This is a genomic window from Vibrio clamense, from assembly GCF_050337905.1.
GTDB lineage: Bacteria > Pseudomonadota > Gammaproteobacteria > Enterobacterales > Vibrionaceae > Vibrio > Vibrio cortegadensis.
Genome location: NZ_JAKJTJ010000048.1, coordinates 1 through 6,825 on the forward strand (window position 1 = coordinate 1; position 6,825 = coordinate 6,825).

The window sequence follows — 6,825 nt, forward strand, 5'->3', positions numbered from 1 at the left end:
GTATAGATGTAATCAGAACTGGTCGGAATGGTCTCGTTGTGTCACCAACATAAATGACATTGAGTTAGATTGGCGTTGGGTTTCATTTTATCGTGAAGGAAAATCACACAAAGGCATCAGTTCATTTTCACAACAAATTACACGTTTGTCAGCCAAGCAGGTAAACGGTGAATTCCTTAGTGAAATAGCAGAACTGCAAAACTTAGAATATTTGGAAATTGAGAGGCTATCGTCAGACACGTTACTTCCATTGATTAATTTGAATAAGTTGGAAACGCTTAAAATTTCAGGAGTCAGCAAGGCTGAAAATTTTGAGGTTTTAGCAAGCCTACCTAATTTGCGCTATCTATTTATAGAGGGTGCGAAAAAACTAAACAATTTAGAATGTCTATCGGGTTTTACAGAGCTCATAAGTTTAGGTGTTGAAGGGACGATGTATACAAATCAAAAGGTCTTATCTTTGCAGCCAATCAGTACATTGCAAAATTTAGAAGCATTGTTTTTAACGTCAGTGAGCCTTACAGATAAATCAATACTGTGCTTAGCAGATTTACCTAAGATACGTGTATTATCTTGCGCTAGGTTTACAACGAAAGAGCACTTCTCTTCTTTAAAGAGCAAGAAGCCAAACCTTAAATGTCGTTGGTTTGAGGCTTACGAAATTTAGCCCTAACAAACAATTTAAGAGTGACTCCTAACGCTTACCGATTTCACTCCGATTTGAGTTTTGTGTTTACGGTGCAATGGTTTAGCTTGGGTGTTACAGCGTTGTCGCACCTTAATTGGGCGTTATATTGCATATGATTCAAAGGGTTAAATTATCCGTTTATCTTTGTTCTGCGTCCGAGCTACACACCTGTTTGTTTCGAGAAAGTTGCCATCAAAATGACCATCGCACGTAGAACATATGTCGGTTAATTAGCTGCAACGTCATGCAAGTCTCCTCGTTAGTAAGTTTTGCTGGCTCAAGTTCATTTTGCGCGGCTTCTTTTTGGTGGGGGTTTTATTGAAAATTGTGGCTTCAGCGCACTTTGCTGTCAGGTTTCTCGTTCGAATTCTTTGTCATTCTGGCTAATCGAATGGCTCTAATTTACCTAATTTCATTTCTTAGCCAAGTGCGTTTTGTTGTCTATGATTGAGTTTCGAGCTATCCATTTTACTTCTGAGTTTAAAATCAGCAGATTTGTAACTAATTCAGCACCTTGGCGTTAAACTTAGCTCTGTCGTGCGGGCAATATAACAAAGCATTTAAGAGGGATTCTCAACGCTTGGCATTTTTGCTTATACTTCAGATTTAGTGTTTACGGTACAATGCTTTAGGTTGGGTGGCAGCGTTGTTCACCCCTTAATGCGGCGTTATATTTTTTTCAGTTTCAGTGTTTACAAGGATTTAATATGAATTTGGATAAAGCTAAGAAACGTATCGCGAAACAGGTCAAAAAAGGCTTTAAAGGTTACCCTCAAATCACATTATCTTACTTCGGTGAAAGGTCTGACTTTGCAAATGAAGTGGTTGTTCAGTTTCTTCTTGGCGAGGAATCAGAGGTTCAAGAAGAGCGTTTTTCAAGTGAAACTGATGCTAGAGAAAACGAGGTAATTCAATCTGCCTTGGTTAAAATTATCGAACGAGCCAATGCGAATTCAGTTATTGAAATTGAGGGTGTATCAATTCGTTAGTTTCGTATTTATCTGACTTTAACTGATTGATACGAAATAAAAAATCTAACAAACAATTTAAGAGTGACTCCCAACGCTTGGCAGATTCACTTCGATTTGAAATTTGTGTTTACGGTGCAATGGTTTAGCTTGGGTGTTATAGCGTTGTCGCACCTTAATTGGGCGTTATGTTTCCGAGTACCCCACGTTTAGTAGACACTTTACTAAGTTAGATCTAGGGTCTAATTGAGAGGTGATTTATGGCTAAACATCGTAATCCAGCGTACACTGAAGAATTCCGCAAAGAAGCAGTTCGTCTGTCCGAGCTTTCAGGTCGCACAGCCACATCCGTTGCAAAAGAGTTGGGCGTCAGCGCCCAGCAGATTGCTAACTGGAAGCGTCAATTTAACCGCTTGTCTGATAAACAGTTTAACACCTTAGACGGTGTTGATTATTCTAAGAAAGAATCCGAAGAACTACGAGCGCTTAAGCGCGAGAACAAGCGACTTAAAGATGAAATGGAATTCCTAAAGAAGGTCTCGGCGTACTTCGCGAAGCAGCAAGAGTGAAGTACGAGTTTATCGAAAGTTATGTGGGTGAGTATGCCGTTGTTCTTATGTGTTGTGCATTAGGTGTGTCCCCGAGTGGTTATTACAAATGGTTAGRTCGCTCGCTTAGCGAGCGAGCAAAGCGCCGAAGCCGCTTTGAACAGCTAGTTATGTGTACCTTTGCCGAGTATCGAGCTAGGTATGGTTCAGTTCGTTTAGCTGAAGAGTTAAACAAAGCAGGCTATGCCTGCAGTKTGAATTATATTGCTGATATTATGGCGAAAAAGGGTATTAAGGCTCGCAATGGAAAAGGGTTTAAATACAGTAAAGATGTCGCGGCGATGACGAATGTCGCCGATAATTTATTGCGTAGAGACTTTGAAGCCGAGAGTCCCAATCAGAAGTGGGTCACCGATATCACCTATATCTGGGTAAAGAGCCGTTGGCTCTACCTCGCGACAGTGTTAGACCTTCACTCGAGACGCATTGTGGGCTGGTCATTAGATATCAAYATGACAGAGCTGCTCATCACCAACGCTTTGAAAATGGCGTTTAAGTCACGCAAGCCGCCGAAAGGCGTCTTAGTTCACTCAGACCGTGGTGTACAATACAGAGCTTATAAGTATCAGGACTTCATGCGAAAGCATGGAGGCGTGCCAAGCATGAGCCGTAAGGGTAACTGTTGGGACAATGCGGTAATGGAGTCGTTTTTCAGTCGACTGAAAGTCGAATTGATTTACGCAGAAGATTATCAAACTATCGAAGAAGCCCGAATGGGGATCTTCGAATATATCGAGGTGTTCTACAATCGAAAAAGAAGACACTCAGCGTTGGGGCATGTCAGTCCCGTTGAGTACGAAAGTATGTAGTTATGTACTGTCTACTTTTTGTGGGGTACACCAGTTTCAGATAACGATCACAACTTGTGAGGAATTTCTCAATCCAGGAAATTCAAGCTGATTTTATGTACAGTATGGTTGTGCATACAGTTCTTTTGGGTTTCAATGTGATAGCTGACTTAATTTTTTCGTCAGGTGACACTTGGAGGTTTGGGTATGTTCAAAAAAGCAGAAGAAGAGGCTAGCGCTTTCGTCTCGATTATGAAAAAAGTCAGTTCATTAGGTAATGGACCATTCTGGAAGAGAGGTTTTATTTATGTTTTTTGGTGGGCTCTCATAGTAGCCTTTGCTGTCGGTACGCCTCTATATCTCCAAAATGCTTCTGAAAAGCATAGTGAAGAGTACTTAAATAAAACGGGAGATATTGGTAACCATAACCGAATGTTAATCGCAAAGGATTCTTTAGAGTTATGTATAGCTTCGATCAAAAATTCCCATAAATATGAAGAAAGATACTGTAAATATGCTATCAAAATGTTTGAAAAACATTCAAGTAGAATTGACGAATTTCTGGTTGAGCTTGTTGAGGCGAAAGCGTATGAGCAAATGATCGTTTCAATTGACTCAGATATCAGAGGACTAGACTATGAGGCTTTAGTTAAGAGACACGGTGTTAGTTGGCATAACAAAGCGCTAGATTTGATATTTTCCCCGCTTGGAACGGCTATTTATCTAACATTTTTCATGTTTTTACTGTTTCTACCATTAATTGCGTTTAATCTAGGCAGAAAACTCAATCAAGAATAATTTATCTCAGGCTAAAAAACATAACAAAGCATTTAAGATTGATTCCCCACGCTTGGCATTTTTGGTCTGGGTTGAGTTCAGTGATTACGGTGTTAAAGTTGAGTTTTGTTGTTGCGTGGCTCACACCTTAATGCGGCGTTAGGTGTGGTCTGGTGAAATGGTCTTTCCCAAGAGTTTCTACTGGTTTTGATGCTGTTAGTTGGCTCAATGAATCGTGGTTTTTGAATCTGAAATTATGAATGTTAAAAGGCGTATTTTTACAGTTTTGAGTGCAAGTTCAGCTTCTATTAGCTGCGAGTCAATCGTCAAAATAACCTTCAGTGGGTGAATTTCGCGGACATGCTACAGCGTGGTATTTTTGCTTTGAAATCGTTCTAATTTGAATTTATCGGTTTTTCATTCATAGGCAGCAGTAAAAGAGAAAAGGGCGTCCCTTCTCATTCAGAGCGTAAAGCTACTCTAAGCGTCTTTTTTGTTGGTAAAATCAGGTGTTAAATTAATCACCTAACAAACAATTCAAGCTGACAGCCAACGCGTGGCATTTTTAGTTCCAAATGGTTTGGGTGTAATCGGTGCGTTGCTTTGGGTTCAGGTTTGCGTTGGTCTGCAACTTAATTGGGCGTTATATTGCATAAGATTCAAAGGGTTAAATTATCCGTTTATCTTTGTTCTGCGTTCAAGCTACACACCTGTTCGTTCCGTGAAAAATGCCATCAAAACGACCATCGCACGTAGAATGTTTGTCGGCTAATTAGCTGCAACGTCACGCAAGTCTCCTCGTTAGTAAGTTTTGCTGGCTCAAGTTCATTTTGCGCGGCTTCTTTTTCGTGGAAACTTCACTGAAAATTGTGGTTTCAGCGCGCTTTGTCGTCAGGTTTCTCGTTCGAATTCTGTGTCACTCAGGCTACTCAAATTTCTCCAATTTCAGCTCATTTCGCTTCTTAGCCAAGTGCGTTTTATTGTCTATGATTGAGTTTCGAACTATCCATTTTACTTCTGAGTTCAAAGCCAGTAGATTTGTAGTAAATTCAGCACCTTGGCGCTAAACTTGGCTCTGTCGTGCGGGCAATATAACAAAGCGTTTAAGACGGACTCCCAACACTTGGTGGCTTTAGTTCAAAGATATGCATCAGTGTTTATGGCATAATGTCTTGAGTGCAGTGGTAGCGTTGCTCGCCACTTAACGCGGCGTTATATTGCATAGGATTCAAAGGGTTAAATTATCCGTTTATCTTTGTTCTGCGTTCGAACTACACACCTGTTCGTCTCGTGAAAGTTGCCACCAAAATGACCATCGCACGTAGAAAGAGTGTCGGTTAATTAGCAGCAACGTCACGCAAGTCTCCTCGTTAGTAAGTTTCGCTGGCTCAAGTTCATTTTGCGCGGCTTCTTTTTCGTGGGTGCTGCATTGAAAATTGTGGCTTCAGCGGACTTTGCCGTCAGGTTTGTCGCTCGAATTCTTTGTCATTTAGGCTAATCGAATGACGCTAATTTCAGCTCATTTCGCTTCTTAGCCAAGTGCATTTCGTTGTCTATAGTTGAGTTTCGAACTATCCGTTTTACTTCTGAGTTCAAAGCCAGTAGATTTGTAGCCAATTCAGCACCTTGGCGCTAAACTTGGCTCTATCGTGCGGGCAATATAACAAACAATTTAAGAGTGACTCCTAACGCTTGGCGATTTCACTCCGGTTTGAAATTTGTGTTTACGGTGCAATGGTTTAGTTTGGGTGTTATAGCGTTGTCGCACCTTAATTGGGCGTTATACACAAAGGCTCATAAATTACCTATTTATTAGTCGATTGTTGCTTATTTGCAGTGAGAAAGGATAATGTCGGGATCTTCTTTACTCTAAATGTTGCTGATAATGCGCCTTGATAAATTTGTGTGTAAAAGCACTGAGTTAACAAAAAACGAAGCTATCCATCAGATTAATTCTGGCCGGGTTATGGTCAATGACGATGTTGTTATGAATGAGGCAACTCAAGTTCATGAAAATAATACGGTATTGTTGAATGGTGTTAAGTTAAAAGCTCGTGATTTCCGCTATATTCTCATGCATAAGCCTGCGGGCACTATTTGCTCTAATATTGATGAGGCTTATCCATCTCTGTTCAATTATTTGAACGTTGATAACGTTTCGGAGCTTCACATAGCGGGTCGTTTGGATGCGGATACAACAGGTATGGTGTTAATTACTGACGATGGACGTTGGTCGTTTAATATCACGACACCAACGAAAGAATGCCGCAAAGTTTATCGTGTGGGTTTATCTCGTCCAATTTCGGACGATGTAAAAGCCAAGTTTAAAGAAGGCATTCATTTGCAAGGTGAGCAGCAACTGACACGCCCAGCAACGTTAGAAATCATTAGCTCTAGAGAGGTTCTATTAACGATTACTGAAGGTAAATTTCATCAGGTAAAACGGATGTTTTCTGCTGTTGGCAATCGAGTGGTATCACTTCATCGTGAAGCTATTGGTAAGGTTAATCTTGATGTCGATGTAGGGCAGTGGCGCTACTTGACTGACGTAGAAATACAGTCCTTTACCAAGTAAAAACAGTGGACGTGATTTGTGTCTAACAAACAATTTAAGAGTGACTCCCAACGCTTGCCGATTTCACTCCGATTTGAATTTTGTGTTTACGGTGCAGTGGCTTAGCTTGGGTGTTACAGCGTTGTCGCACCTTAATTGGGCGTTATATTGCATAAGATTCAAAGGGTTAAATTATCCGTTTATCTTTGTTCTGCGTCCGAACTACACACCTGTTCTTTTCGTGAAAAATGCCATCAAAATGACCATCGCACGTAGAAAGTTTGTCGGCTAATTAGCTGCAACGTCACGCAAGTCTCCTCGTTAGTAAGTTTTGTTGGCTCAAGTTCATTTTGCGCGGTTTCTTTTTGGTGGGAACTTCATTGAAAATCGTGGCTTCAGCGCACTTTGTTGTCAGGTTTCTCGCTCGAATTCTTTGCTATTC

General features: G+C 40.7%; 6 protein-coding genes. All 6 read left to right on the top strand.

Annotation, left to right across the window (positions count from 1 at the left end):
- Positions 1-667: leucine-rich repeat domain-containing protein (locus L4C39_RS19705; protein WP_429747653.1), on the top strand; the 667-nt coding region annotated here is incomplete at its 5' end.
- Positions 668-1,395: 728 nt separating this feature from the next.
- Positions 1,396-1,677 carry a hypothetical protein gene (locus tag L4C39_RS19710; protein WP_171757579.1) on the top strand — a complete coding sequence of 94 codons (282 nt, stop codon included), beginning with the start codon at positions 1,396-1,398 and terminating at the stop codon, positions 1,675-1,677.
- Between the two features lie 239 nt (positions 1,678-1,916).
- Positions 1,917-2,225 (top strand): transposase, encoded by a 309-nt coding sequence (locus tag L4C39_RS19715; RefSeq protein ID WP_429747655.1) that lies wholly within the window; start codon positions 1,917-1,919, stop codon positions 2,223-2,225.
- Positions 2,222-3,073 carry an IS3 family transposase gene (locus L4C39_RS19720; protein WP_429747657.1) on the top strand — a complete coding sequence of 284 codons (852 nt, stop codon included), beginning with the start codon at positions 2,222-2,224 and terminating at the stop codon, positions 3,071-3,073. Before L4C39_RS19715 ends, L4C39_RS19720 begins: the two co-directional genes overlap by 4 nt.
- A 186-nt stretch (positions 3,074-3,259) precedes the next feature.
- The gene (locus L4C39_RS19725; RefSeq protein WP_429747659.1) at positions 3,260-3,850 is read left to right on the top strand and encodes a hypothetical protein; all 591 of its coding nucleotides are present in this window, start codon (positions 3,260-3,262) and stop codon (positions 3,848-3,850) included.
- Between the two features lie 1,864 nt (positions 3,851-5,714).
- The gene (locus L4C39_RS19730) at positions 5,715-6,404 is read left to right on the top strand and encodes a pseudouridine synthase (RefSeq protein WP_429747661.1); all 690 of its coding nucleotides are present in this window, start codon (positions 5,715-5,717) and stop codon (positions 6,402-6,404) included.
- Positions 6,405-6,825 lie beyond the last annotated feature (421 nt).

Excerpts from the sequence above, each read along its gene's own strand:
- L4C39_RS19725 (WP_429747659.1), top strand. The coding sequence starts at position 3,260 with ATGTTCAAAAAAGCAGAAGAAGAGGCTAGCGCTTTCGTCTCGATTATG.
- L4C39_RS19710 (WP_171757579.1), top strand. The coding sequence starts at position 1,396 with ATGAATTTGGATAAAGCTAAGAAACGTATCGCGAAACAGGTCAAAAAA.
- L4C39_RS19730 (WP_429747661.1), top strand. The coding sequence starts at position 5,715 with ATGCGCCTTGATAAATTTGTGTGTAAAAGCACTGAGTTAACAAAAAAC.
- L4C39_RS19715 (WP_429747655.1), top strand. The coding sequence starts at position 1,917 with ATGGCTAAACATCGTAATCCAGCGTACACTGAAGAATTCCGCAAAGAA.